23 protein-coding genes are annotated in these 25004 nt (G+C 61.8%); 14 read left to right on the top strand and 9 right to left on the bottom strand.

Translation table 11 applies throughout. The annotated features are described in order from the left end of the window. Positions 1 to 4: 4 nt before the first annotated feature. From HX812_RS07840 to HX812_RS07825, 4 genes are read right to left on the bottom strand one after another with little or no spacing between them, the layout of a single operon-like run. On the bottom strand, positions 5 to 820 hold the full coding sequence (locus HX812_RS07840; protein WP_038851341.1) for a PP2C family serine/threonine-protein phosphatase: 816 nt from the start codon (positions 818 to 820) through the stop codon (positions 5 to 7). Then, positions 817 to 2220, bottom strand: coding sequence for a serine/threonine-protein kinase (locus HX812_RS07835; RefSeq protein WP_038851343.1), 1404 nt, complete (start codon positions 2218 to 2220; stop codon positions 817 to 819). Before HX812_RS07835 ends, HX812_RS07840 begins: the two co-directional genes overlap by 4 nt. A 10-nt stretch (positions 2221 to 2230) precedes the next feature. After that, positions 2231 to 3109: a DUF3365 domain-containing protein gene (locus HX812_RS07830; RefSeq protein WP_038851345.1), complete on the bottom strand. Its 879-nt coding sequence runs from the start codon at positions 3107 to 3109 to the stop codon at positions 2231 to 2233. A 30-nt stretch (positions 3110 to 3139) separates the two neighbouring features. Beyond that, a complete protein-coding gene (locus HX812_RS07825; RefSeq protein ID WP_038851346.1) occupies positions 3140 to 3988 on the bottom strand; it encodes a hypothetical protein in 849 nt (282 codons plus the stop codon). A 274-nt stretch (positions 3989 to 4262) separates the two neighbouring features. Between HX812_RS07825 and HX812_RS07820 the strand changes: the two genes are divergently transcribed. The 3 genes from HX812_RS07820 (at position 4263) to HX812_RS07810 (ending at position 6553) form a co-directional block, all read left to right on the top strand. Continuing rightward, the gene (locus tag HX812_RS07820; protein ID WP_038851347.1) at positions 4263 to 4961 is read left to right on the top strand and encodes a hypothetical protein; all 699 of its coding nucleotides are present in this window, start codon (positions 4263 to 4265) and stop codon (positions 4959 to 4961) included. 148 nt (positions 4962 to 5109) lie between these two features. Beyond that, positions 5110 to 5661, top strand: coding sequence for a DUF3455 domain-containing protein (locus HX812_RS07815; RefSeq protein WP_038851348.1), 552 nt, complete (start codon positions 5110 to 5112; stop codon positions 5659 to 5661). Positions 5662 to 5785: 124 nt separating this feature from the next. Next, positions 5786 to 6553, top strand: coding sequence for an outer membrane protein (locus HX812_RS07810; RefSeq protein WP_038851349.1), 768 nt, complete (start codon positions 5786 to 5788; stop codon positions 6551 to 6553). 10 nt (positions 6554 to 6563) lie between these two features. Here HX812_RS07810 and HX812_RS07805 read toward each other — a convergent pair whose 3' ends face one another. The 4 genes from HX812_RS07805 to HX812_RS07790 all read right to left on the bottom strand — a co-directional run bounded on the left by HX812_RS07805 (position 6564) and on the right by HX812_RS07790 (position 10222). After that, the gene (locus tag HX812_RS07805; protein WP_038851351.1) at positions 6564 to 7391 is read right to left on the bottom strand and encodes a hypothetical protein; all 828 of its coding nucleotides are present in this window, start codon (positions 7389 to 7391) and stop codon (positions 6564 to 6566) included. Beyond that, positions 7379 to 7579, bottom strand: coding sequence for a hypothetical protein (locus HX812_RS07800; protein ID WP_016977387.1), 201 nt, complete (start codon positions 7577 to 7579; stop codon positions 7379 to 7381). Before HX812_RS07800 ends, HX812_RS07805 begins: the two co-directional genes overlap by 13 nt. 121 nt (positions 7580 to 7700) lie before the next feature. Further along, complete coding sequence (locus HX812_RS07795; protein WP_038851353.1) at positions 7701 to 8279, bottom strand: cupin domain-containing protein; 579 nt, start codon at positions 8277 to 8279, stop codon at positions 7701 to 7703. Beyond that, entirely contained in the window at positions 8267 to 10222 is a 1956-nt protein-coding gene (locus HX812_RS07790) for an FAD-dependent oxidoreductase (protein ID WP_038851354.1), read from the bottom strand. Before HX812_RS07790 ends, HX812_RS07795 begins: the two co-directional genes overlap by 13 nt. 131 nt (positions 10223 to 10353) lie before the next feature. Between HX812_RS07790 and HX812_RS07785 the strand changes: the two genes are divergently transcribed. The 11 genes from HX812_RS07785 to HX812_RS07735 all read left to right on the top strand — a co-directional run bounded on the left by HX812_RS07785 (position 10354) and on the right by HX812_RS07735 (position 23406). Then, the gene (locus HX812_RS07785) at positions 10354 to 11112 is read left to right on the top strand and encodes a class II aldolase/adducin family protein (RefSeq protein ID WP_038851356.1); all 759 of its coding nucleotides are present in this window, start codon (positions 10354 to 10356) and stop codon (positions 11110 to 11112) included. Positions 11113 to 11153: 41 nt separating this feature from the next. Next, on the top strand, positions 11154 to 11792 hold the full coding sequence (locus tag HX812_RS07780; protein WP_038851358.1) for a TetR family transcriptional regulator C-terminal domain-containing protein: 639 nt from the start codon (positions 11154 to 11156) through the stop codon (positions 11790 to 11792). Positions 11793 to 11943: 151 nt separating this feature from the next. Further along, positions 11944 to 12735: an enoyl-CoA hydratase/isomerase family protein gene (locus tag HX812_RS07775; RefSeq protein ID WP_038851360.1), complete on the top strand. Its 792-nt coding sequence runs from the start codon at positions 11944 to 11946 to the stop codon at positions 12733 to 12735. A gap of 26 nt (positions 12736 to 12761) precedes the next feature. Beyond that, entirely contained in the window at positions 12762 to 13922 is a 1161-nt protein-coding gene (locus HX812_RS07770; protein ID WP_038851362.1) for an acyl-CoA dehydrogenase family protein, read from the top strand. Positions 13923 to 13938: 16 nt separating this feature from the next. Then, on the top strand, positions 13939 to 16047 hold the full coding sequence (locus HX812_RS07765) for an acetate--CoA ligase family protein (RefSeq protein WP_038851363.1): 2109 nt from the start codon (positions 13939 to 13941) through the stop codon (positions 16045 to 16047). Continuing rightward, entirely contained in the window at positions 16037 to 17644 is a 1608-nt protein-coding gene (locus HX812_RS07760) for a 5-guanidino-2-oxopentanoate decarboxylase (RefSeq protein WP_038851364.1), read from the top strand. Before HX812_RS07765 ends, HX812_RS07760 begins: the two co-directional genes overlap by 11 nt. A 19-nt stretch (positions 17645 to 17663) precedes the next feature. After that, the gene (locus tag HX812_RS07755) at positions 17664 to 19250 is read left to right on the top strand and encodes an ABC transporter substrate-binding protein (RefSeq protein WP_038851365.1); all 1587 of its coding nucleotides are present in this window, start codon (positions 17664 to 17666) and stop codon (positions 19248 to 19250) included. Between the two features lie 11 nt (positions 19251 to 19261). Next, a complete protein-coding gene (locus HX812_RS07750; protein WP_038851367.1) occupies positions 19262 to 20221 on the top strand; it encodes an ABC transporter permease in 960 nt (319 codons plus the stop codon). A gap of 3 nt (positions 20222 to 20224) precedes the next feature. Next, positions 20225 to 21052 (top strand): ABC transporter permease, encoded by an 828-nt coding sequence (locus HX812_RS07745; RefSeq protein WP_038851369.1) that lies wholly within the window; start codon positions 20225 to 20227, stop codon positions 21050 to 21052. A gap of 2 nt (positions 21053 to 21054) precedes the next feature. Beyond that, positions 21055 to 22698: an ABC transporter ATP-binding protein gene (locus tag HX812_RS07740; RefSeq protein ID WP_177128292.1), complete on the top strand. Its 1644-nt coding sequence runs from the start codon at positions 21055 to 21057 to the stop codon at positions 22696 to 22698. Between the two features lie 9 nt (positions 22699 to 22707). After that, complete coding sequence (locus HX812_RS07735; RefSeq protein WP_038851371.1) at positions 22708 to 23406, top strand: NAD(P)H-dependent oxidoreductase; 699 nt, start codon at positions 22708 to 22710, stop codon at positions 23404 to 23406. A 15-nt stretch (positions 23407 to 23421) separates the two neighbouring features. Here HX812_RS07735 and HX812_RS07730 read toward each other — a convergent pair whose 3' ends face one another. Continuing rightward, complete coding sequence (locus tag HX812_RS07730) at positions 23422 to 24492, bottom strand: 3-deoxy-7-phosphoheptulonate synthase (protein WP_038851373.1); 1071 nt, start codon at positions 24490 to 24492, stop codon at positions 23422 to 23424. Between the last annotated feature and the right edge of the window lie 512 nt (positions 24493 to 25004).

Raw genomic sequence — 25004 nt, 5'->3', positions numbered from 1 at the left:
CGATTCAGTCGTCGAACCAGGCGAGCAGCACCGTCACATTGTCGCGCCCGGCGTATTCGCGGGTGAGGTGGATCAGCCGCTGGCAGGCAGTCTCCAGCGTGTCGCGGCTGGCAGCGGCGAGTACCTGAGCCATTTCCTGGTGCGGAACGCAACCGTGCAGGCCATCGCTGCAGAGCATCAGCAGGTCGTTGCGCTTCACGGGTTGCACGCGTACTTGCGGTTCTACCCGCGGCCCTGGACCGATGGCTTGCAACAGCAGGTTGCGTGCCGGTAAACGGTCGACTTTGCCGGCCTCAAGGGCTTGCTGATACCAGGTCTGGTCGCGGGTCAGCAGGCTCAGTTCGCCGTCGCGGTAGCGGTACAAACGACTGTCGCCTACGTGGAACAGCAACAGTGGCCCATCGGCATGCGGGCGCCATACCCCTGTAAGGGTCGTGCCCATGCCGCTGCCTTCGCTCATCTGCCGTGCCACGTTTTGCTGGTAGACGCACTGGTTCACTTGATCGAGTGCGTTGTGCAGGCGACTGGCGGCTTGCATGTCCGGGTCCGACCAGGTGGCGTCCGGGTCGCTGCCGTCGTTCAGTGGGTCGACACGGTGGGCATTGAGCGCCTGGCGCAAACTGATCAGGGCTTCGGCACTGGCCAGGGCGCCGGCTTCATGGCCGCCCATGCCGTCGGCTACGGCAAACAGCCCGAGGCTGGGCTCCACCAGAAAATTGTCTTCGTTGCTCTGGCGCACCGTACCGACATCGCTGGCCCCATAGGCGACCGCGCAGGCCAGGCGATAAGGCCCGCAGGCGCTGAGGGGGGAGTCGGTCATGGCAGGGGCTCAAAGCTGTTGAGGAACGCCAGGCGCTGGGCCTCGCTCTCGATAGACTCGGCCAACCGTTGCAAAAAGGGTTGGCGCAGTGAGGTTGCACGCAAGGCGCGACTGACCACGATGCGGGCGATGGGACCAATCAGCACCGCCAGCCGGCGTTCGGCCATGTGTGCGAAGTCGGGGTCGACTGACGTATGGATCACCTCGGTGGTCGGAACAATCGCGGTGGGTTCAGCCACCACCTCGGGCGCGGCAGTCGGCGGGTTGAGGCGTTGGAACAGCGACTGGCTGGCGCTGGTGAACTGCTCACGGCCGCGCTCCGACGGGATATGCGGCAACAATGCGGCGCAGATACCCTCGAAGTCATCGGCGCCATTGAGGCTCTTGCGCACCAGGAAGCGTGCAAGCGGGCCGATCTGGTGGGACAGCAGCGACTCCAGCTCAGGCATCACGGCCAGCTTCCACGGCGTGAGGGTTTCCACGGCTTCGGTCGCTAACGGTGTCACGCCGCTGCTCAAGGGTTGGTTGGGGCGCATCAGCACGGTGCGATCATCGTCGATATCGGCGCTTGTCCAACTGCCGGTGGTGGTGCCGAGCAGCGCTTCAAGGTCATCCAGAAAGGCGTGCGCCGAGGGATAGCGGTCGGCCGGGCGCTTGGCCAGGGCGCGGACGATCACACTGTCCAACGCCGGGTCGAGGGCCAGGTTCAAGCTCGACGGTGCTACCGGCGTCTGGTTGAGAATCTGCTGCATGACCATGGTTGCCGAGCCGGAAAACGGTCGCTCGCCAGTGAGCAGTTGGTACAGCACGATCCCAGCGGAAAACACGTCGGAGCGACCGTCGATCAATTCGCCGCAAAACTGCTCCGGCGACATGTAGCTGGGGGTGCCGATCATCGAGCCGGTCTGGGTGAGCGTGGAGGAGTCCAGGCGCGCCACGCCGAAGTCGGTGACTTTGACGTGGTTGTCGGCGGTGATCAGCAGGTTGGCCGGCTTGATATCGCGGTGCACCACGCCCTTGGAGTGCGCGTACTCCAGGGCCAGCAACAACTGGCGCATCCAGCCGAGGCTGTGACTGAGGTCCCGGGGTGTCTGGGCGGCGAGCAGGGTGTTGAGCGGTGTGCCTTCGACGAACTCCATGGCGATGTACGCCGAGCCCTCGTCCTCGCCGTAGTCGTAGACCGCGACGATATTGGGATGCATCAGCCGGCCAGCGGCCTGGGCTTCATTCTTGAAGCGGCTGACCAGCTCGGCGTGCTGGCTGTCGCCGAACAGCTCCTTGCGGATGGTCTTGAGCGCCACGGTGCGGGCGATGTTCGGGTCGAACGCCTTGTACACCGTGCCCATGGCGCCTTTGCCGAGCACGCTGTCGATGCGGTATTTGCCGAGTTGTTCAAGCATGATCGCGGCCCTATTCCTCAAGCATCTTCATGGCACTGACCAGGCTGGTGCGCATGCGGCCGAAGGACTGACCCAGGCGTGCCAACTCGTCGCTGCCGCTGACGTCCATCGGCGGCACATCGGTTTCGCCCAGGCTGACGCGGTCAGCCAACGCCGACATTTGTCGCAGGCGCCGGGTGACAAACAGGTGCACCGCCACGTTCAAGGCCACGAACAATACAGCGAAGATCCCCAGCATCGACAGCATGTAGCTGTGCAGCAGGCTGGTGGCGCGTTGCATCGGCAAGTCCAGTGGCACTGAGACCAGTTGCGCGCCGATGGTGTCATTGAGTTTCCAGCCGAAGCCGTTTACCGCTCCGTAGATGTCGACCATGGTTTTTGGCGCCGCATCTGGCGTGCTGTGGCAGGCCAGGCAGGCGGCGTCCTTGATCTGGATCGGTCGCGCGATGTACAGCGATGTGCCTTTCTCATCGGCGCGCTCACCCACCATTTCGTCGGTCTGCGGCTGGCTGCGCAGGGTGCTGATCAGGGTTTTTTCCCAGTCGTTGGCCAGGTCGCGCGGGTTGGTGGGGTTGAGCGTGGCTTCTTTGTAGGCATAGTCCGGGTAGGACTTGAGCAGTTCCTGCAGGTGCGAAATGGCGGCGAAGTCCGGCACCGATTGCGGCAGGAACTGGAACTTCAGGCGGTTCTCCAGCAGCGGCACAATCTGCTCGGCCGTGTAGGTGCTGGCGGCAGAGGCCGAGCGCATCAGCATGCGTGCGGTTTCCAGGGTTTCCCGGCGCGCACTCTGTTGCAGCATGTAGTGGGTTGAGAGGCTGGTGGCGATAAAACCGACGATAAACACCGCCAGGAACACCACGTTGAATTTGACCGCAAGCGACAGTTTCATAAAGACCTTCGGGGACCGACGTGATGGGGATCAGTGCGCATTCTTGCGACGCTCCAGGCGCAACAGCTCCAGTTCCCACTCCAGCACCCCGCCACGGTTGACCTTCACCGCCTGGCGAAACGTCGGGTCGTTAAGGCGCGGCGCAAAGCGGCTGGCGAGCATCTGCTGGCTGAGGTTGAGCGGGCTGACAACCCAGGGGGCAATGTCGTCGTAGGTGATGTCACGTTCCTTTTTCGGCTCGGATGCGGCAGGGATTTTCTTGCCCAAGGGCACCAGCGGGTCGAGGAATTGGCGGGGCAGGGCGTCGATAAATGCCTGCTCGGGACGCGGCACGATCTTAAGAGCGCTGCCGGTGCTGCGCTGCGCAAAGTCTTCATGGCCCAGTGTGACGCTGTGCTCGCCTTTGCCGTGGGTGTCGAGTTCATTGACCACTTGGCTGCCGTCCTCGATGAATATCTCGGTCTGGCGTGGGCTCACGTGAATCACGCTCGAACTTTGGGTGGCGGTGAACGCCAGTGCGCCGGTGGTCACCGCCAGGTTGGCGTGGGTGTTGCCCGCCACTGGTTGCAGCTTCAGCCAGCCATTGAGCAGATTGATTTGGGCGGCGGTGCGGTTGGTCGCGATCAGGATGCGGGTATCGGGACCCAATGCCAGGGTCGTCGACGCAATGCCTTCGATCTGCACGCCTGCCGTACCGGTCTGCAGGATATCGCCCCCTTGCAGCCGGGTGCCGACGCCCACGGTGTAGAGGCTGGTGGCGCGTATCAGCTTCAGCGGTTTTTCCGCATAGGCGATCACGCCAATAGTGGCTGGCGCCGCCAGGGCATGCGGCAACTGGAGCAAGCCTGCGAGCAAGAGGACTATCGAAAGTTTTTTCACGTGGGCGCCATCTATCGAGCACTGGGGGTCAGGCACCGATGCTGTCGCAACAGCCGGTGTTCGTGCGTGCGCAAGGCATCGCAGGGCCGAAGGCTACCGGCTGATAGGGCGTAGGAAGAAGACAATTATCTGCATGGAAAAGACGAATTCCGATTAAACGAAATCATGGAATAAAGCGTCCGGTGAGGGTGTTCTTCTGATGATTTCCCGTGATTCGAACGGCGTTTGCAGGGACTGGCGAGACGTCTGCACATTCCTTCTATCCGGAGCACCTATGACCAACACGTGCATGACTGCGTTGTCGTCCACCAAGACCTTCCTGCAACAGAACTTCATGACCGCCAAACGCATTCCTCCAAGCCTTGTGAAGGGGATCAACGTGTTTGACGTCAATAGCCATAAAGCCGGTGGATACCGACTGGCCACCCTGGATAAACCGGGTGATTTCGGCAAGATCGAACGGCCGCTGATGGGGCATTGGGTTCCCCAGGGCGATTACTGCGATATTCCGGTCAATCCAGGCGCGACTGGCTATGTGTTCACGCCGGACTTCAGTGGCTGTTCGATCTTGATCGACCAGCTTGATGAGCTCACGTATCGGGTGTTTCACGTCCAGGGTGGCAGCGACTACTTGAGCAAGGAATACCTCAGTCGTGCCGATGGGCATGGCCTGGGTTTGGCCACCGCGATGACCTTTGACGACTATGGCGAAGCTGCGTATCCACGCGGGTTCGCGTTCATGAAGTTTGAGGAGGAACGCTGGTGGATCTACTTCCAGCGCCAGAATGGCGTGGGGCTGAACTTCGCCAATGGCCAGTTCGCGATGGTCGGTGCTCAAACGGTACGCGGAGGCGGGCGGATACCGGTGCCAAACCTCAAGCGCGAGCCGCCACGCCAGGGTGTGATGCACAGCGGCAAGATCGTGCCGACACCGGCCAGTCAGCTCGCGGAACTGGAGATCGAAGTCTGGTAGGCGAGGTTTTTGCCCGGCTTGGAAAATAGTCGGGAATAAACCGTTCGGGTCGGTTGTTCATCCTGCAGACGCTGATAACCAGCCGCTACCGACGGACTTCAACATGATTGAGCAGACGCTTCTTGACCCTTCTTCTGGCAGGCGAAAAATGAGTGACACCGATCCTGATGCCATCACCCGACGTAATCGTCTGGCGCTGCTGGTCGTGCAAGTGATCGGCCTGATTGTGTTGGTGATCTGTGCGGTCGACGCGCAGCGGGCACAGGCACAGGACTTGCCGGAACCGGCCAATGGCGCGGCCAAGCAAGTGTTGATGACCGTGCGGGCTGCCGGCGTGCAGATCTACACCTGTGCCCGCGATAACAAGGGTCAACTTGCCTGGCAGTTTCGTGAGCCGCTTGCCACGCTGATGATCAATGGCAAGACCGTTGGCCGACACTTTGCCGGGCCCACCTGGCAACTGGATGATCGCAGCGCGGTGGTCGGCAAGGTCATTGCCCAGGCGCCGGGGGCGGGTGCCCAGGATATTTCGCTGCTGCGCCTTGACGTGGTGAGCCATCAGGGCGACGGCGGGCTCGCACAAGTGGTTGCGGTGGAACGTCTGCATACCTTGGGCGGCGTATTCAGCGGTAGTTGTGCCCAGATCGGTGAACTGCACCTGGAACCCTACAGTGCCGATTACCGCTTTCTCGGCCAATAGCTTCATTCCGGGCCCTTCGGCTCAGTAATACCCCTCGAATTGAATTCATGTCTCGCGCCGATTGCCCTCGGCGTGCGGCAACGCTGTGCCTGTTACACCCCTAAAAAACCTAGGAGCTCTGCATATGATCACGCGTTTACTTGCCGCTACCGCACTGACTGTTGTTGCTTCAACCGGCGCACAGGCGGCGGATGCCTATTCGTCCGAAGGCCCTACCGACTGGACCGGCTTCTACGGCGGCTTGAGTGCCGGCTACGGCTTTGGTGGCGACGGCGATGTCGATACCAAGGGCCAGGCCGCACCGAACATTGCCAACATCAACGGCGGTGCACGCCCTGGCCGTGTGGACCTGGACCGCAACGGCCTCTTAGGCGGCATACAGTTCGGCTACAACTACCAGTTCGGCCAGTGGGTGGCCGGTATCGAAGCGGACATCTCTCATACCGACCTGCAAGACAGCCGAAACATCGGCACCGCCCAACTCAACACCCGCTTGGCGCTGAACAACAGATTCGAATCGAAGATCAAATACCTTGGCACCCTGCGCGGTCGCTTCGGTTATGCGTTCGACCACACCTTGGTCTATGGTACGGCCGGTCTGGCCTATGGCGAAACCAGCCAGAGCGTCGACATGTTCGGCCCCACAGGCAATACCCAGTTCAGCGGCGACCAGAGCCATTTCAAAATGGGGTACACGGTGGGAGCTGGTATCGAACAGGCCATCACCAAGAACCTGTCGTTCAAGACCGAATACCTGTACTACGACCTGGGTGAAGACAAGCTGAACGTCGCTGTGATTCCGGGCAGCGGTGGAGCAGGGACTGGGTATGATTCCAAGTTCAAGAACGATGGGCAGATGCTGCGTGTTGGGTTGAACTGGAAGTTTGACTGACGTTGGAGCCTCAAGCGCAGAGGCTTTCAGCGTGCATCGGGCGCGCGGGGCGGTGTTGATGCAATTGGCCCTGTCGCGTCTTGCGGGTTTTGCGGGTATGGACCGCGTTCCAGAGAGTAAAGTCGAACTGTGTGGCGGAGACGACATTTTCCTGGATCAGTGTGATGGGCGGCGGGTTGGCTGCAGTTGAGTAGTGAGTATTCAGTGTGATCTCCAGTGTGTCTTTGTCTCGGTACCCACTGAGTATGGGAATCAGCGTGAAGGCATGATCGACACCTTCGGACTCGGTCGGTGTACCGGCGAACAGTACGACTCCGACATAAACCTTGCGATCGTTCAAGCTGAACATGCACGGCCTGCACTGCACGATGGACTCTCTCAGCAAGACTCTGAAAGGCGTGCCCTCAAGGACACCCAGCGCCAGCAGCGAGTGGAGCTGGACGTCTGTTTCCAGTTGCAATATTTTCTTCTTCGCGCCTACATAGAACGCCGACCAGAAGAAAGGAATTACCAGGGCCGTCAGGCCAACCTGCATCAGGAAAACCCACAGCGTACCGTTTTTTTCGCTGGCAATATCAAGCTGCACCAATAGCGTGCCCAAGTAGCTGCTGTAGTCTGTTGCAATGACGTGCCCCATGATCGGGACCGCCTGCTTTGACACTGCCAGAACGGCTGCAGTCAGGAGGGTCGAGACGATCAGGCAAGTCATCCCCATTCTGGCCACCTGCAAATAGAGCAGTTGTCCTTGGAAGCGGTGCAGGCGTACGTAGAAAAAGGGGTGCCTGATGCAGACCATGTATCCGCTGACCAGCAAGGGGACGATGATCAGCAAGCCCATGAATGATCAGCCTCCATTTTACGTAGTTGCTCCATGGCGTCCTTGTAACCCTGCGACTCCAAGACTTCAGCGGCGTCCAAGCCGATACCTCCGTATACGACTTTCCAGGTTTTACGGGACTTGACCTCTTTCGCACGCTCCCACTCATCCTGGGTCGGCTTCCCGAACAACAAATGCAATAACGACATGGCGACATCCTCGAAGAGAAGTAGCCATTTTTATAGCAAGCGAAAGGGGCCTTCACCATTGATGGCCGCCTTGCCACTGTCGCCAGTTCCCGTAGGAAACGTCTCCATTTGTATGGGTGGCCTAAAATGTCGGCGGTGTAATCACCCAGATCACCACGGTTTCTACCTTGCCAGGGTTGCCGTACCGATGGGGCTCACGGCTGGCGAAGCTGAAACTGTCACCGGCCTGCAGCAGGAAGTGTCGCTCACCCACCCACAACTCGAACCGGCCGCTCAGTACGTATCCTGCTTCTTCGCCTTCATGGCTGTAGCTTTGCTGGCTATAGGTGCCGGGCGGGAAGCTTGATTGCAGCATTTCCAGTTGGTGGTTGGGCAACGGCGTCAGCAATTGGTCGACGATGCCGTCTTCGTAGTGAATGCTTTGACGGTTATCTTTGCGCACCACATAGCCTTCGTCCTCGACAGCGGGCACGGTTTCGCTGGCGAAGAACCACTGAAGAGTCACGCCCAGGCTTCGGGCAATATTGAACAGTGCCGCAATTGATGGATACGCCAGGTTACGCTCCAACTGGCTGAGGTAACCCGCCGTCAATTCGCTGGCCTGCGCCAGGGCCGTGAGAGTCAGGCCACGCGCCTTGCGCAGCCCACGAATGCGTGTGCCGAGAAACAGTTGCTGGGGATTGTCTGTCACAGGTTCCACGCTACCTTGAGTCCTTCGTAGATCGCCTCTTCGGCGGTGCGCGGGGCCAGGCAGTCGCCGATGCGATCAAAGGGCACCAAGCCTTGCAACTCCGCGCCCAGAGTGTCCACCGGCTGGTGGCCCTGGCACAACACCAGGGTGTCGATATTCTCCAGCAGCATTGGCTCGCCGCTGGCGGTGTGTTGCAGGTAGACCGTGGTGTCATCGCAGCCGTATAGGCGGGCGTAAGGGATGATCGGGATGCCCAGCCGATGCAGTTCTCCGGCCATTTGATCACGGACATACAGCGGCAGGTTTTCTCCACAGTGCGTGCCATTGACCGCCAGTTGCACCTGATGGCCGGCGCGCATCAGGCGCTCAGCAATACCGGGGCCGATCCAGTCGCAACGCCAGTCGACGACCACCACCGAGCGGCCCAACGTGACCTGCTCGCGCAGCACCTGCCACGCGTCCACCACTTGCAGTTCGCCGCCGTGTTCGAAGGCTGGCCAATAGGGCTCGGCACCGGTGGCGATAATCACATGATCGGGCTGTTCCTGTTCCACCAGTGCACGGTCGACCCGGGTATGGCGCACCATCCGTACGCCCGCCAGTTCCATTTCACGTTGCAGGTTGGTACTGGCCCCGCCGAATTCGCTGCGCCGTGGCAGCAGTTGGGCCAGCAACACTTGCCCGCCCAATTGCCCGCTGGCTTCGTATAGCGTCACATCATGCCCGCGTTGCGCGGCGACTGCCGCTGCTTTCATGCCTGCCGGGCCACCACCCACCACCATGATGCGTTTGGTCTTCACTGCCTGTTGCAATTCACCAAACACCCGCTCGCGGCCGGTCTCGGGATGCTGGATACAGGAGATCGGCAGTCCCTTGTGAAAATGGCCGATGCAGGCTTGATTGCAGGCGATGCACGCTCGTACATCTTCGGCACGGCCCTCAAGGGTCTTGGCCGGCATCAGTGGATCGCAGATCAACGCACGCGTCATGCCGCAGACATCGGCCTGGCCCCGCGCCAATATCAGCTCGGCTTCCTGGGGTTGGTTGATACGCCCGGTGACGAACAGCGGAATCGACAGACTGGCCTTGAACGTCGCCGCCTCGTTGGCGAGGTACGCGGCGGCAATCGCCATGGGTGGCACGATATGGATCGCGCCGCCGAGTGACGCTGATGTACCTGCGACGATATGCACGTAATCCAGCTGGGTTTGCAGGTGTTGAACGGCTTCCAGGGACTCGTTTTCAGTGAGCCCTTCGGGATCGCGTTCATCGGCAGAAATACGCAGCCCGATAATGAACTGTTCGTCGGTGGCGGCCCTCACGGCTTCGATGATTTCCCTCAAGAACTTCATTCGATGCTCAAGAGAACCGTTGTAATCATCGGTACGCCGGTTTACCCGAGGATTGAGAAACTGCGCTGGCAGATACCCATGGCTGGCGACCACCTCAACCCCATCGATCCCGGCCTCATGCAAGCGCCTGGCCGCCGATGCATAACCCGCGACAATCTCGTTGATCATCGCCTGGTCCAGCGCTCGTGGCATCACGCGAAAGCGTTCATTGGGTACCCCTGACGCCGAATACGCCACGGCGAGCAGACCATCGGCGGACTCCATGATTTCGCGTCCAGGATGGAAGATCTGCGACAGCACCATAGTGCCGTGGGCGTGACAGGTCTCGGCCAGTTCGCGGTAGCCGTCAATGCAGCTGTCGTCGGTCGCCATCAGCACATGGGAGGTATACCGCGCACTGTCATGCACCCCGGCCACCTGTAGCACGATCAGCCCCACGCCGCCCTCGGCACGTGCGCGGTGATAGGCGATCAACTGCGCATTGACCCGGTTATCGGTGGGCATAGAGGTGTCATGCCCGCTGGACATGATGCGGTTTTTCAGGCGTTTGCCACGCAGTTCCAGCGGTTCGAACAGATGGGGAAAGGTCGGGTGCGACATGGTGCAGAGACTCCAGGCGCTGTTATTGTTATTTTTCTATAGGAGGCGAGTGCCAGTAAAAAATCAACTTGTTTTTTTACTGGCGACTGGATTAGCGTCGCCTTCATCAACCCCGTGCCTGGAGAATAAAAATGACTCACTCCACCGAACAGCAGCTGCGTGAACAGCTCGCCGCCTGCTACCGATTGATTGCGCACTACCGCATGAGCGATCTGATTTTCACGCATATTTCGGTGCGCATCCCGGGGCCCGAGCATCACTTCCTGATCAATCCCTACGGGCTGATGTTCGACGAAATCACTGCATCAAGCCTGGTGAAGATCGGCCTGGACGGTCACGCCGTGGAGCCCTCGGCTTATGCGGTCAACCCGGCGGGCTTCGTGATTCACAGCGCAATTCATGGCGCCCGCGAAGACGCCCAGTGCGTGCTGCACACCCACACCCGTGCCGGCTGTGCTGTGGCGGCCTTGGAGTGCGGGTTGTTGCCGGTCAACCAGATATCCATGGAGTTCTACGGCAAGGTGGCCTACCACGACTACGAAGGCGTGGCGCTGGACATGGATGAGCAGCAGCGGCTGGTGCGGGACCTGGGCGACAAGCCGGTACTGATGCTGCGCAACCATGGTTTGCTGACGGTGGGCGAGACGGTCAGCCAGGCGTTCCTGCGCATGTATTACCTGGAAAAGGCCTGCGATATCCAGATTGCCGCCCAGGCGTGCGGCAAGCTGGTGCTGCCGTCCGCCGAGGTGTGCGCCTACACCGAGCAGCAATTCAACAACCCTGGGCGACCGCTGGAAGAGGGTGAGTTGGTCGACCTGGACGCCATGCAACTGGCCTGGGCGGCGTTGCTGCGGATGCTGGATCGGGTGTCGCCGGGCTATCGCGACTGAGGTAGAGTCGTGCTGCCGACTCAATCGTAGGAATTTGCCGCATGACCCAGGAATCCCGTTTTTCCCGGATGGACCCGGAAGTGCGCAAGGCCAATCTGGTCCAGGCCACGCTCACGTGTCTCAAGCGTGATGGTTTCCAGGGTGCGTCGATCCGCAAGATCAGCGCCGAGGCCGGGGTGTCGGTGGGGCTGATCAGCCATCACTATTCGGGCAAGGATGAGCTGGTGGCCGAGGCCTATCGCACCATCACCGACCAGGTCATGAGCCTGCTGCGCGAAACCATGGCCAAGGCGCCGCCGAACCCGCGGGAGCGCCTGTCGGCGTTGTTCCGTGGCTCGTTTTCCGCCGAATTGCTCGACCCGCACCTGCTGGATGCCTGGCTGGTGTTCTGGGGCGCGGTCAAGACCGCGCCGGCGATCAACCTGGCTCACGAACACTCCTATGGCGAGTACCGCACCATCATGCGTTCGGCCCTGACCGACATGGCCAGGGAGGAGGGCTGGAAGCACTTCGACGCCGATCTGGCCGCCATCGGCTTGAGCGCGCTGCTCGACGGGTTGTGGCTGGAGTCGGGGCTCAACCCCGGCACGTTCACACCGGAGCAGGGTATCCAGATCTGCGAAGCCTGGGTCGATGGCCTGCAGGCCGGTGGTCGCCAGCGTTATCAGCTCAAGCCCTGAGCCTTCTGCGGCCGCCTGAACGCAAGGTTCAGGTCGGCCATTTCCCCTTCTGAAAATATTTGCAGTTTGCCGATTGCCTTCTTACTGAACACTTGTTTAGTATCGCCTCATGTCGCACCCCTCAAGCCAACTAAAATAATTCGAGGAAGCCATGACTAACGATTCGCCCGTGCTCACTCAAGTGCAAGCTGGCGTTGCCTGGATCACCCTTAACCGTGGCCCACAGCGCAACGCCTTGGACATTCCCACCCTCAAGCACCTGCACGCCTTGCTCGATGCCTTCAACACCGACCCTGCGGTGCGTGTGGTGGTGTTGACCGGCAACGGTCGCAGTTTCTGCGCCGGGGCCGACCTGGCTGAGTGGGCCGACGCCGAAGCCCGTGGCGCCCTCGAAACCTACGGCTGGACCGAAACCGCCCACGCCTTGATGACCCGCCTGCACAGCCTCGACAAACCGACGATTGCCGCCATCAACGGCACCGCCGTCGGCGCGGGCATGGACCTGACGCTGTGCTGCGACCTGCGCGTCGCCGGTCAATCGGCGCGCTTCAAGGCCGGCTACACCAGCATGGCCTATTCGCCCGACGCTGGCGCCAGTTGGCACTTGCCGCGCCTGATCGGCAGCGAGCAAGCCAAGCGCCTGCTGTTCCTTGACGAGCTATGGAGCGCCGACCGCGCCCTGGCTGCCGGCCTGGTCGGTGAAGTGGTCGCGGATGATCAACTGCACGCCCACACCGCCGAACTCGCCACGCGCCTGGCCAACGGCCCGACCTTCGCCTTCGCCCAGACCAAGACCCTCATCCGTGAAGGCGCCGAGCGCAGCCTGCCCGAGCAACTGCAGGCCGAACTGGCCGCTGGCCTGTTGTGCGGACGCAGTGCCGATGGCGCCGAAGCCTTGCGTGCTTCCCTGGAAAAACGCTTCCCGAATTTCTCCGGCCAATAACAACAACACCCCGAACAGGTAGCGCCATGAATTTCCAACTCAGCCAAGAACAAGACATGTTGGTGGACGCGGTACGCAGTTTTGTTGCCAAGGAATTGTTGCCCCATGAAGAGGCGGTAGACCGTGCCGATGAGGTCTCGCCGGAGCTGGCTGCGCAGATTCGCGACAAGGCGATTGCTGCCGGTTTCTACGCCTTCAACATGCCGGAAGAGGTGGGTGGTGGTGGCCTGGACTACCTGTCCCAGGCGCTGATCGAGCGTGAGTTGTCCAACGTTTCCTGGGCGTTGCATGTGTTTGTCGCGCGGCCCTCCAAGATCCTGATGGCGTGCACGGGCTCACAGATTGGCGACTACCTGTTGCCCTGTGTGCAAGGCAAGAAAATCGACTGTTTTGCCTTGACCGAACCCGGCGCCGGTTCCGACGCCAATGCCATCAAGACCCGCGCCGTGCGCAGTGGCGATGACTTCGTGATCAACGGCAGCAAGCACTTCATCAGCCACGCCGGGCACGCCGATTTCGCCATCGTGTTTGCGGTCACGGATACCTACGAACACAACGGCCGACAGCGCAATGCGGTGACTTCGTTCCTGGTGGATCGGGGTACGCCTGGCATGACCATCCGCCGTGGCCCCAAGTGCGTGAGCAACCGGGGTTATCACACCTATGAAATGTTCTTCGACGACTGCCGCGTCCCGGCGTCCAAGGTACTGGGCGAAGTGGGCAAAGGCTGGGAAGTGGCCAACGCCTGGCTCACCGCTGGCCGTGTGATGGTGGCCGCCAACTGCGTCGGCCAGGCCCAGCGCGCGCTGGATGTGTCGTTGCAATGGGCGGCGGACCGCAAACAGTTCGGCCAGCCGATCGGCACCTACCAAGGCGTGAGTTTCAAGCTGGCCGACATGGCCACGCAGATTCGCGCCGCTGAACTGCTGACCCTGCACACCGCCTGGAAAATGGACCAAGGCAGCATGACCGACGGCGAGGCCGGCATGGCCAAGCTGTTTGCCAGCGAAACCCTAGGCAAGGTTGCCGATGAGGCGGTGCAGATTTTCGGCGGCATGGGCTTGATGGATGAGGGGCCGGTTGAACGCATCTGGCGTAATGCGCGGATCGAACGGATCTGGGAAGGTACGTCGGAAATCCAGCGCCATATCATCGCCCGTGAACTGTTGCGGCCACTGTTGCGCTAAGCGGCGAGGAGAGCGTATGTCCCAGGCTATTCGCGACAACCTCAAGCGCCTGCTGGCGCCCCGGCACCTGGCATTCGTGGGTGGACGCAGCATGGCGCGCGCGCTCAAGCGCTGCGCCGACGGCGGTTTTACCGGGCCGATGTGGCTGGTCAACCCGCAACATGACAGCCTCGATGGCATCCCCTGTGTGCGCCGCGTGGCCGATTTACCCTGTGGGCCGGATGCGGTGTTTATCGCCATCAACCGTGAATTGACGCTGACCTGCGTGGCTGAACTGGCCGCTATCGGCACCGGTGGCGCGATTTGCTACGCCTCCGGTTTTGCCGAAACCGGCGCCAGCGGCGCCGCCATGCAGCAGCAGCTATCAAGGGCTGCGGGCGATATGGCCTTGCTCGGCCCCAATTGCTATGGCCTGCTGGATTACCTGCACAGCGCGGCCCTATGGCCGGTGGCCCACGGCGGCAAGTCGGTGGAGAAGGGCGTGGCGGTGCTCACCCAGAGCGGCAACTTCGCCTACAACCTGTCGATGAGCGACCGTTCGCTGCCGGTGGCCTACATGGCTTCGGTGGGTAACCAGGCACAACTGGGCGTTGCCGAATTGATGGATGTGTTGCTCGACGAGCCGCGCGTCACCGCCATCGGCCTGCACCTGGAAGGCTTGAAGAATGTGCCCGGTTTTGCCCGAGCAGCGCACAAGGCGCTGGAGAAAGGTATTCCGATCATTGCGCTGAAAACCGGCGTGTCGCAGATCGGCGCCGAACTGGCCTTGAGTCACACCAGTTCGTTGTCCGGCTCCGACGCGCTGTACGACAGCCTGTTTGCGCGCCTGGGCGTGATCCGTGTGAGCGGGCCGGTGAGTTTTGTCGAAACCCTCAAGGCGGCCGCCTGCGGCAATCTTCCAGCGGGCAACCGTCTGATTGCACTGGCCTGTTCGGGTGGCGATGCGGGGCTGATTGCCGACTATGCCGAACGCAATCATCTGGCCTTGCCGAAACTGGACGAAGAGCAACGTGCTGAACTGGCCCAGGTGCTGCCCAGCTACGCCAACCTGGTCAACCCGCTGGATTTCACCACCGCCATCTGGGGCGACCGTGATGCCCTGAACACGATGCTCGACACCGCGCTACGAACCGACGCCGATGCCGCCATGCTGGTGCTGGATTACCCGGCCGAGTTCACCGGCGAGCGCAAGGAGTGCGACCTGTTGCTGGAGCTGTTTTGTGCAGCGCTCGGCCGGCATGGCAAGACCGGATTTGTCACCTCGGCATTTCCCGAACTGTTGCCGGCCCATGCCCGCGAGCGTCTGCATGCTCAGGGGATCGCCGCGCTGCAAGGCGTAGAGGATGCACTGGCGGCTTGGGGGCGGATTGCCGACTACCAAAGCAACCGGTGCGTGTTGCTGGAGCGAGGCGAGTCGATCCTCGAACCCTTGTGCCCAAAAGCCCTGGATGGCAGTGGCGGGGCCCTGGACGAATGGACATCCAAGCAAGCCTTGCGTGCGTTCGGCCTGACCACACCGGCCGGCGTGCTGAGTACGCCGGGTAGGGCGGTCAGTGATGCAGAACTGCTCGGCTATCCGTTGGTGCTCAAGGCGGTCAGCGCACAGTTGCCGCACAAGACCGAGGCCGGGGCCGTGGTGCTGAACCTGCAGAACGGCATGGCCCTGACCGCCGCACTTGAGCAGATGCGCGAGCATCTCTGCGCTTATGCGCCGCATGTCGTTTTCGATCAATTGCTGTTGGAGTCGATGGCGACGCCGCCATTGGCCGAGTTGATCGTGGGTATCAAGCGCGAAAACGACTTTGGCCTGGCCCTGGTCATCGGTGCCGGCGGCATCCTGGTGGAGCTGCTCAAGGACAGCCGCAGCCTGTTGTTGCCGACCACCGACGGTGCCATCCGCAACGCTTTGCTCAGCCTGCGCAGTGCCGCGTTATTGCAGGGTTTTCGCGGGCGTGAAGTGGCGAATCTGGAGGCGCTGGTGGCGGCCATTCGGGCCGTGGCCGACTACGCCTGCGCCAATGCCGGGCAATTGCTGGAGCTGGATGTGAACCCATTGTTGGTCAATGCCCAGGGCGCCACGGCGGTCGATGCGTTGATCCGTCTAGGAGATGAACATGCACGATAACACCCTGACCGGCGGCCAGGCCCTGGTGCGGTTGCTGGCCAATTATGGCGTCGACACGGTCTTTGGCATTCCCGGTGTGCACACCCTGGAGCTGTATCGCGGCCTGCCCGGCAGCGGCATTCGCCATGTGCTCACGCGGCATGAGCAAGGTGCCGGCTTTATGGCTGACGGCTACGCGCGGGTCAGCGGCAAGCCGGGGGTGTGTTTTGTGATCACCGGTCCCGGCGTGACCAATGCCGCCACCGCGATTGGCCAGGCGTACGCTGATTCCATTCCGATGCTGGTGATTTCCAGCGTCAACAGCACCGCCAGCCTCGGCAAAGGTTGGGGCATCCTGCATGAGACCCAGGACCAGCGCGCCATTACGGCGCCTATCACCGCGTTTTCGGCGGTGGCACTGAGCACCGAGGATTTGCCTGAATTGGTCGCCCGCGCCTACGCGGTGTTCGACAGCGAGCGACCCCGTCCGGTGCATATCTCGGTGCCGCTGGACGTGTTGGCCGCGCCGATCCAGCGGGACTGGAGCAGCGAGGTAGTGCGCCGCCCTGGTCGCGGCTTGCCGTCGGCTGAAGCCTTGGAGCAGGCCGTGGCCAAACTCGCGTCAGCCAAGCGGCCCATGATCATTGCCGGTGGCGGTGCATTGGCGGCGGGCGAGGCTTTGCAGCGCTTGAGCACTCAGTTGGCGGCGCCGTTCTTCACCAGCGTGGCCGGCAAGGGTTTACTGCCCTTCAATGATCCGCTGAATGCCGGTTCTACCCTGTGCGTCGAACCCGGCTGGCAACTGATCAGCGAGGCGGATGTGGTGCTGGCGGTCGGCACGGAAATGGCCGACACCGACTATTGGCGTGAGCGTTTGCCGCTCAACGGCGAGTTGTTGAGGGTGGATATCGATGCACGCAAATTCAATGATTTCTACCCCTGTGTCGTGGCGCTCAAAGGCGATGCACAGCAGACCGTGCTGGCCTTGCTGGAGCGCCTGCCGGCCACAGCGCGCGACGCTGAAGCCGCCGTCTCGACAGTGAGGGCGTTGTTGCAGGCAGTCGAGTTGGGGCACGGCCCCTTGCAGTCCATCCACCAAGCCATTCTCGACCGTATCGAAGCCGAATTGCCGGCCAATGCCTTTATCAGCAGCGACATGACCCAACTGGCCTACACCGGCAATTACGCCTACCGCAGCCGTGCGCCGCGCAGCTGGTTGCATCCTACCGGCTACGGCACCTTGGGCTACGGCCTGCCCGCAGGTATCGGCGCCAAGTTTGGCGCGCCACAGCGGCCGGGTTTGGTGCTGGTGGGCGACGGTGGTTTCCTTTACACCGCCCAGGAACTGGCGACTGCCGTGGAGGAACTGGACAGCCCGTTGGTGGTGCTGTTGTGGAACAACGACGCGCTTGGCCAGATTCGCGATGACATGTTGAGCCTCGATATCGAGCCCATCGGCGTGCTGCCGCGCAACCCGGATTTCGCGCTGTTCGCCCAGGCGTTCGGTTGCACCGTGAACCAGCCCCGCACCCTGGATGAATTGCAGACGGACCTGCGCAACGCGTTCAAACGCAATGGCGTGACCTTGATCGAGTTGAAACATGCCTGTGCCTGTTGACCTTTAGAGAGACAAGACCATGAGCGAAAACAACAACAAAATGACTCAAGCGATGCACCGCCGCGACTTCCTCAAACACAGCGCCGTGGCTGGCGCGGTGGCCGCGGCGTTTTCCATGGGCTTGCCGTTGCAGGCCTTTGCCGCAGACGCCACGCCCAAGCCGGGCGGCGTGTTGCGCCTGGGCCTGGCCGGTGGCAGCACCACTGATTCCCGCGATCCGGGTTCCTGGGTTGATACCTTCACCTTTGTCGGTTTCTCGGCGGTGTACAACACCCTCACGGAAATCGCGGTGGACGGCAGCGCGATTCCCGAATTGGCCGAGCGCTTTGAATCCACGCCCGATGCGCGGGTGTGGACCTTCCACTTGCGCCCCGGCGTGACCTTCCACAACGGCAAAAGCTTGACCGCCGACGACGTGGTGGTCTCGATCAATCACCACTTGGACGCCAAGTCCACCTCCGCCGCCAAGACCGTGCTGGGCGATGTCGCCAGCGTGACCGCCAAGGGCAGCGATGCGGTGGTGTTCGAGTTGCATTCGGGTAACGCCGACTTTGCGTATGTCGTCGCTGATTACCACTTGGTGATCATGCCCGCCAAGGACGGCGTGGCGGACTGGCAAGCCGGTGTGGGCACCAGCGGCTATCGCCTGAAAAGCTTCGAACCCGGTGTGCGCATGGACCTGGAACGCAACCCAGACTATTGGAAACCCGGTCGCGCGCACTTCGCCAGCGCTGAATTGCTTGCCATTGCCGACGGCGCCGCGCGGGTCAATGCGCTGGTCACCGGGCAGGTGGATGTGATCAACAAGGTCGACCTGAAAACCGTGGCGCTGCTCAAGCGCAACCCTGGCCTGGTGATCGAAGAAACCAAGGGCGCGCAGCACTACACCTTCCCGATGCTGTGCGACAGCAACGAATTCAAGAACAACGACATCCGCATGGCCATGAAGCATGCGATCAACCGCGAGACGTTGTTGGCCTCCGTGCTGCATGGCTACGGCCTGGTGGGCAACGACCACCCGATCCAGCCCGGCAGTCACTTTATCAATGCGGCCCTCGAGCAGCGCACCTACGACCCGGACAAGTCGCGTTTCTACCTGCGCAAGGCCGGTGTGGAGTCGCTCAAGGTGCGCCTGCAGGCTTCCGACGCAGCCTACACCGGTGCGGTGGACGCCTCGGTCTTGTTCAAGGAGCAGGCGCGCCAGGCCGGTATCGACATCGATGTGGTGCGTGAACCGGCCGACGGGTTCTTCTCCAACGTCTGGATGAAGCAGCCGTTCACCACCTCGTTCTGGTACAGCAGCCTGACCGCCGACCGCATGTTCAGCATCGGCTACGCCAAAGGCGCGGCGTGGAATGAAACCCATTGGGACAACCCGCGTTTCAACCAACTGCTCAACGCCGCCCGTGGCGAGATGAACGCGCCGTTGCGCCAGGAGATGTACAACGAAATGCAGGCCCTGTGCCGGGATGACGGCGGCGCGATTGTGCCGCTGTTTGCCAGCTCGGTGGCGGCGCGTTCGAACAAGGTCAGCCACGGGCCGCTGACCGCGCCCTATGGTGAGTTGGATGGGCTGCGACTGATCGAGCGGTGGTGGCAGGCCTGAGGAGTGGCACCATGAATAGCCTGTTGAAGCTGGTCCTGCAGCGCCTGGCCTTGGGTGTGCTGTCGTTGTTCGCCGTGTCGGTGATCATCTTTCTCGCCGTGGGCATGCTGCCGGGGGATATTGCCCAGGCTATACTCGGGCAGTCTGCCACGCCGGAAACCGTGGCGGCATTTCGGGCGCAGCTGGGCCTGGATCTGCCGCCGTTCACGCGCTTTGCCCAATGGCTGCTGCGCCTGCTGCACGGTGACCTGGGTGCGTCGCTGGCCAATCAGCGACCGATTGCCGATTTGATCGGTGCGCGATTGGGCAACACCCTGAGCCTCGCTGCATTGGCGGCATTGGTCTCGGTGCCCACGGCGCTGGTGCTGGGGATGCTGGCGGCGCTGTACCGCAACAGCTGGTTCGATCGGCTGCTCAATACCTCGGCGTTGAGCGCGGTGTCGTTTCCGGAGTTCTTCGTTGCCTACCTGCTGATCCTGGTGTTCTCGGTGAAACTCGGCTGGTTCCCCAGCCTGTCCAACCTGGCGCCGGATGCCACCTTTGGCACGATTTTGGAACGCTCGGTGCTGCCGGTGGCAACCCTGAGCCTGGTGGTGATCGCGCAGATGATGCGCATGACCCGCGCGTCCCTGATCAACTTGCTCGCCAGCCCCTATATCGAAATGGCTCGCCTGAAGGGCATCCGCCAGTCGCGGATTATCTGGCGGCATGCGCTGCCCAACGCGCTGGCGCCGATCGTCAACGTGATCGCGCTGAACCTGGCGTATCTGGTGGTGGGGGTGGTGGTGGTCGAAGTGGTGTTTGTCTATCCGGGCCTCGGCCAGTTGCTGGTGGACTCGGTGTCCAAGCGCGACATCCCGGTGGTGCAGGCGTGCAGCCTGATCTTTGCCGCCACTTATATCCTGCTCAATACCGGGGCGGACGTGTTGTCCATCGCCAGCAACCCACGCCTGATGCATCCCAAGGGGTAGTCCATGAACCTGTTGAGCCAAGTGGCCCGTGCGCCGTTGAGCGCCAAGTTCGGCCTGCTGATCATTCTGTTGTACATCGCGGTGGCTGTGTTTGCGCCGTTGCTGGCGCCCTATGGCGAGACCCAGGTGGTGGGCGAGGGTTTTGCGCCCTGGAGCGGCAAGTTCCTGTTGGGCACCGATAACCTGGGGCGCGACATGTTCAGTCGTTTGGTCTACGGCGCGCGCAACACGCTGGGCATTGCTTTCCTGACCACCACGTTGGCGTTTTTGCTGGGTGGCTTGAGCGGCTTGGTGGCAGCGATCAAGGGCGGCTGGATCGACCAGGGTTTGTCGCGGGTGGTGGATGTGCTGATGGCGATCCCGCAACTGATCTTCGCGTTGTTGATTCTGAGCGTCGTGGGCACCAACGCCACGTCGCTGGTGTTGGTGATTGCCTTGCTGGATTCGACGCGGGTGTTTCGTTTGTCCCGTGCCGTGGCAATGACCGTGGTGGTGCAGGACTTTGTCGAAGCTGCCCGCCTGCGCGGCGAAGGCCTGTGGTGGCTGGTCACCCGCGAAGTGTTGCCCAACGCCGCCGCGCCGCTGATTGCCGAATTCGGCCTGCGCTTCTGTTTTGTATTCCTGTTTATCAGCGCGTTGTCGTTCCTCGGCCTGGGCATTCAACCGCCGACTGCCGACTGGGGCAGCATGGTGCGTGATAACGCGGTGTTGATCACCTTCGGCGACATCAGCCCGTTGCTGCCGGCCCTGGCGGTGGCGTTGATTACCGTCAGCGTGAATTTTGTCGTCGACTGGATGCTGCATAAATCCAGTGGCCTGAAGGAGTGTTGAGGATGGACAAGCCATTGCTGGAAATCCGCAACCTGCAGATCGAAGGGCATTACGAAGACGCCTGGCATCCGCTGATCAAGGGCATTGACCTGACCCTGCAACGCGGCGAGGTGCTGGGTTTGATCGGTGAGTCGGGGGCGGGTAAATCCACCCTGGGGCTGGCGGCGATGGGGTATGCGCGGGACGGTTGCCGCATCACCGGTGGTTCGGTGTGTTTTGACGGTATCCAGTTATTGCAGGCCAGGCCCGAGGCGCTGCGCAAATTGCGTGGCCTGCGCATTGCCTATGTGGCACAGAGCGCGGCGGCGTCGTTCAACCCCGCGCTTCGCCTGATCGACCAGCATGTGGAGACGGCGGTGATCAACGGTGGCATTGATCGAGCCCAGGCCGAGCGTGAGGCGGTGGAACTGTACCGTGTGTTGCGCCTGCCCAACCCGGAAACCATCGGCCAACGGTATCCCCATCAAGTCTCTGGTGGGCAGCTGCAGCGGGTCATGACGGCGATGGCCATGGCCTGCCACCCGGACCTGATCATCTTCGACGAGCCCACCACGGCCCTCGACGTGACCACACAGATCGAAGTGCTGGCGGCGATCCGCGATGCCGTGAAAACCTACGGCAGCGCCGCCCTCTACATCAGCCACGACCTGGCGGTGGTGGCGCAGATGGCCGATCGCATCATGGTGTTGCGCCACGGCAAGCTGGTGGAGGAGGCGGACACCCGCAGCATGCTCAGCCAGCCGCAGCAGGATTACACCAAATCCCTATGGGCGGTGCGCAGTTTTCGCACCGAACCCAAGGCCTGTCCGGACCAGCAAGTGCCGTTGTTGGAGGTGCAGCAAGTGCCGTTGTTGGAGGTGCAGCAAGTGAGCGCCAGTTATGGGCATCAGCCGGTGCTGCACGACGTGTCGATGAAGCTCTATCGCGGCCAGACCCTGGCGGTGATCGGCGAGTCGGGCAGCGGCAAGAGCTCCACGGCGCGGTTGATTACCGGACTGTTGCCGGCCACGGCGGGGCAAGTGCTGTACGACGGCGAGGCGTTGCCGGTCGACTTTCGTCAGCGCAGCAAGGAGCAATTGCGGCGGATCCAGATGATCTACCAGATCCCCGACACCGCGCTGAACCCGCGCCAGCGCATCGTCGACATCATTGGCCGGCCGCTGACGTTTTACTTGGGGCTCAAGGGCAAGGCGATGCGCGCTCGTGTCGCCGAGTTGCTGGAGATGATCGAGCTGGATCCGGCGGTGTTCATGGAGCGCCAACCGAGGGAGTTGTCCGGCGGCCAGAAGCAGCGCATCTGCATCGCCCGCGCCTTGGCGGCCGACCCGCAACTGATCATCTGCGACGAAGTCACTTCGGCCCTGGATCAACTGGTGGCCGAGGGCGTGCTGAAGTTGCTCAACCGCCTCCAGCAGCAACTGGGCGTGGCCTATCTGTTTATCACCCATGACGTCGCCACCGTGCGTGCCATTGCCGATGAAGTGGTGGTGATGCAGCGGGGCAGGGTGGTGGATCAGGGCAGCCGCAGCGCGATTTTCACCCCGCCGTACCAGGACTACACCGGGCTGCTGTTTTCATCGGAGCCCGAGATGGACCCGGATTGGCTCGATCACTTGCTGGCCCAACGGGCGGCGCATACCGTTTGAGGAGTTTGTATGAAGGTTCTGATTGTTCACGCGCACCCTGAGCCTCAGTCATTCACTGCGGCCTTGCGCGATCAGGCGGTTGCCACGCTGGAGGGTCAGGGGCATGAGGTAAAGACCAGTGATTTGTACGCCATGCAGTGGAACCCGGTGGCGTCGGCAGCGGACTTTTCGACGCGGGAGAATCCCGATTACCTGGTGTATGCCCTGGAGCAGCGCCTGGGGGTGAAAAAGCAGTCGATCGCTGCGGACATCCAGGGCGAGTTGGACAAGCTGCTGTGGGCCGATCTGCTGATCCTCAACTTTCCGATTTTCTGGTTCTCGGCGCCGGCCATGCTCAAGGGGTGGATCGACCGGGTGCTGGTGTCGGGTGTGTGTTACGGCGGCAAGCGCTTTTACGATCAAGGCGGGCTGGCAGGCAAGCGCGCGATGGTCACGGTGACCCTGGGCGGGCGCGAGCATATGTTCGGTGAGGGCGCGATTCATGGGCCGCTGGAGGACATGTTGCGGCCAATTCTGCGCGGCACGTTGGCGTATGTGGGGTATGACGTGCTGCCACCGTTTGTGGCGTGGCATGTGCCGTACATCAGCGACGAGGCACGGCGGGATTTCCTGGTGGGGTATGAGCAGCGGCTGCAAGGGCTGGCGGACGAGCAGCCCTTGGTGTTTCCGAAGCTTGAGCAGTTTGATGAGGCGCTGTACCCGCTGTAGCAGCGCCTTGATCGCTTAGCCTTGGGTGCGCAACCGCTGCGCTGCGCTGCGCAGCAGCTGCTCAGTGCCACTCCAGCCCAGGCAGCCATCGGTGATCGACACACCGTACTTCATCGACGCACTCAACGGCTGGCAGCCTTCGAACAGATGGCTTTCAAGCATCATGCCGATCAGCGAGGTGTCGCCCTGCAACCGCTGTTCCAGCACCTCGTTGAACACCGCCGGTTGGCGCAGCGGGTCTTTGCCGCTATTGGCGTGGCTGCAATCGACCATGATGCGCGCCGCTACCTTGGACTTGGCCAGATCGTGCTTCACCTGCGCCACGCTTTGCGCATCGTAGTTCGGCCCACGGTGCCCGCCGCGCAGTACCAGGTGCGTGTCGGGGTTGCCTGGGGTCTGGATGATCGCCGGGTGGCCCTGGCTGTCGACGCCGAAGTGACGGTGCGGATGGGACGCCGAGCGCATCGCGTCACAGGCAATCGCGACACCGCCGTCGGTGCCGTTCTTGAAGCCTACGGGCATGCCCAGGCCGCTGGCCATTTCGCGGTGGATCTGCGATTCGGTGGTGCGCGCGCCAATCGCGACCCAACTGAGCAGGTCATCGAAGTAGCCGGCAGCCATGGGTTGCAGCAGTTCGGTGGCGACCGGCAGGCCCAGGCGCAGCATTTCGCGCATCAGTTCGCGGGACAGGGTGAGGCCGGCGGCCATGTCATCACTGCCGTCCAGGTGAGGATCGTAGGCCAGGCCTTTCCAGCCGATGGTGGTGCGCGGTTTTTCGACGTAGGCGCGGATCACCAGCAGCATCTGGTCGCTGACTTCCAGCGCGAGTTTCTTCAGGTTGCGCGCGTATTCCATGGCCGATTCCGGATCGTGGATCGAGCACGGGCCGACAATCACCAGCAAACGCGAATCTTCGCCATTGAGGATGGCGCGCACGGCTTGGCGGTGGGCGTGGACTTGTTCGTTGAGGAACGGGCTCAGGGGCAGTTGGTGCTTGAGCTCAAGGGAGCTGGGCAGGCGCTGGGTCAGGGCTTCGTTGGCGCTGGTCAGTGCAGAGATCGGCAGAGCGGCGGTGGCAGAGTTCATATTCAAGGCTTCCTGGGCAAGCGGCGGGCTGTTCCCGCGCGCTCTGCCCTACTGGGGTGTTCGACAATTGGCCGTATGGGCTACGTGTGTTGGCTTGCCACCAAGAGGTGACCGATCGGAGGCGGCAGGCTGTCCCGAGCGGAGCTGGCTAAATCGCCATGCGGTGGAGGTGTCGTAGCGGTAATAGGTGGCGTAGTTCATGTCGTGTGTCCTTTAAGTGTTCTTCAAAAAGTGTTAGAGGCTGAAAAAACAAAACCCCCGGTCGGGGAGCCGACCGGGGGTTAGATTTCTCTGGTAGGCGACCCCTTGAGTAGTGGGCGCCGATTTCAGGTATCAGGCGCGCCAGTGGCTAAACCAATACCCAAAATAAAAGCTGACCAGTGCGCTCGAACCGTTCACACGGGTAGCCGACACCGAGCGCGTGGCGCTGGTAGCAGGGCAAACCTGGGTGTGGGTGAGTTGCAACATGGTGTGTCTCCAAATGATGGGCAGAGCTTACTCGACGCGTACAG

The organism is Pseudomonas sp. IPO3749, assembly GCF_013386605.1.
Taxonomy (GTDB): domain Bacteria; phylum Pseudomonadota; class Gammaproteobacteria; order Pseudomonadales; family Pseudomonadaceae; genus Aquipseudomonas; species Aquipseudomonas azotoformans_A.
This window is presented reverse-complemented; position numbering and strand designations above follow the sequence as displayed.